Annotated in this window: 1 protein-coding gene; it reads right to left on the minus strand. The window is 39.5% G+C overall.

Going from position 1 to position 2,336, the window contains the following annotated elements; translation table 11 throughout:
* Positions 1 to 626 precede the first annotated feature (626 nt).
* Entirely contained in the window at positions 627 to 779 is a 153-nt protein-coding gene (locus HT737_RS29905) for a hypothetical protein (RefSeq protein WP_182404623.1), read from the minus strand.
* Between the last annotated feature and the right edge of the window lie 1,557 nt (positions 780 to 2,336).

The following is a 2,336-nucleotide window of genomic DNA, read 5'->3' on the forward strand; positions in this document are numbered from 1 at the left end:
AGAAGCCACCAAATTTGCTCTTCCTTATTCAGCACACTCATTGCGGAGCAAAATTTTGCGTCTTATGTGCGGTATACATCTTGCGCAGACAATGAATGATGGCACAATACTAGCCACCCTGACGCTAACGAGATCTTCATGGACGAACGTTTAAAGCTTGTGATTTGCTTGATCATTCCAGGCGCCATTAGCATATTTTCAATAAAAAAATGGCTTTTTAAAATTTATACAAATTTCGCTAAAAAGCAAAAAAAAGGACGCAACACACAAGTATCTCTACCCTTTCCACATCGATGCAAATCGAGGCTTAGCCGAACAAGGCTATCTATGGCTTAGTATACTTGGACCCATTCTATATTTTCTTATGTTTGGGCAATACTCTTGGGAAGGTTACACCCTATCCATTAGTTCCACAGGCTTAACCGAATTCTTGAAGATCAGCACTTTACCATTAGGCCTGCTTTCACTATCGATACCACTTTCCATCCTTGTTGCTCGAATACATGCCACGCACCAAACTTCCGTACAAATCATAGCGACTCAATTCAAGAACAACGTAGATGGCTATTACGCTCATCGCAAAGCGATGTTTGAATACTTTGGCGCGTTAAAAAAAAATTGTCTACCTAGGAAAAATCGAAGGTGACTTTCATGCGCATCCAAGGCTCCACCTGCGCTTTTTCAAAGATGAAGGCCCGACTAAAGGCATTCCAAAAATTGACAATGACCGTTTCAAACAGGTCATCAACACCCTTGCAGAAGTAAAACTCAATATCCACACAGCAATCAGCAGCAAAACAACACCCGAGGTATCGGCGAAGCACTATGGCCAAGCTTGTAACGAAATCTATGATCTTGCAGGTATCCTAACCCTTCCAGTTATTTACGACACGCTAAAATCATCGAGCAAACAATTCACAATCTACGACGCTATCAATCTAGCAAACCCCAAAAACATCACTTTTACCAAAGTTGGAACTTCAACAGAAGAACTCATTGGCTGTTACAGATATATTCGCTCTTATATGCGAGTACTATGCGAGTTTTCAGGCTACAGCGTTGATTTTTTTGACGAAAAAGACACGTTTCCAGAAATTGACAAGGGAGACCGTTTTAAATCCTCCCCTTACAACTTTCGCGACATCTCTCGCATATTAGAAATCAGTCAAGAAAAAAATACAGAAATTATTATGGTTCAATCAAATGCCAGAAAAGCGGCAGTCGAATCCGCTTCGATCAATCTAAGTTAAAAGTGAAAAAAACCCATGGCTATAGTCGCGATTCTTACTTTGTTTTTTGCCTCCGTCTTCGTTTTTTGGCTGCTAGACAAAACCTTTTCACAGAAAAAAATTATCTCGTTCCGCCCAAAATTTAAATTACATTACAGCTTCCAAAGATGGGAATTCCTAGACTATATCGCATTCATTGTGACTGCCAGCACTGCAACACTCATAGTTTTTGCACTTCTAACTATGATCGGCTTTACCTTTTCCAAGACTGTACCTCAAACCTTATTCATCCTAGTTAGTAGCAGCACCTTAGCTTTTGCTTTTTTTTCACTATCAACTACATAAGTTTTATTCTGCACATGCCACTGCATGCAACTTAATTTTAGCTCTCGCCACTATTTTCATAACACTCATAGCCAATTCTATCGCAGATTCTTTCATTACCGAGTTCACTCACGTTGAAGCGGGACAATTCTCATCAGCACAAAAAACATTCACCATCTTGGGAATCATAGGCATCTGGCTTTATATTGGAATGTATCTGAGCATTCCAATATACATACTCGTCACACTAAACATGCTGTACAACATAATAAGCACAGAACGGAAACAACCTGCATACGTAAATTCTTACACCATAACTAAGAAGCCAAAAAAACAGGTTTTTAATAGAAGCTTCATATTAATACTTGGAGTTTCTTATACTGTAATAATATATCTCGGCGTAATAGGCTCCATTGCATCCTCTGCAGAAAATAGACTGAAAAAAATTCTAGTTTTTTCTTCATTCCATTTATCTCCAGAGGCATGCGGCATCGTCACTTACATCCCACTTACGAAGATCGCCCTCATCAGTGATAAAAAAACTGTTATTGCCACTCCGGATCGGGAGCTTGGCTATACATTTAAAACTGAAGATTGCAAAATACAACAACCAATAACCGAACGAAAACCGGCATTAGCGATTCATCATTTAAAAAACTCTCATAGATCGTTTTCTGCCTTTCGATACATCAGCCCCACGTCTTGCCCTATTCGTTATTGCTCAGCATTCAATAACGGACTTTGCATATGAGCAAATCAAACCCTCTGCCAATCCCTAAAGAG

It is taken from the genome of Pseudomonas sp. MD195_PC81_125 (genome assembly GCF_014060985.1).
GTDB classification, from domain to species: Bacteria; Pseudomonadota; Gammaproteobacteria; order Pseudomonadales; family Pseudomonadaceae; genus Aquipseudomonas; species Aquipseudomonas parakoreensis.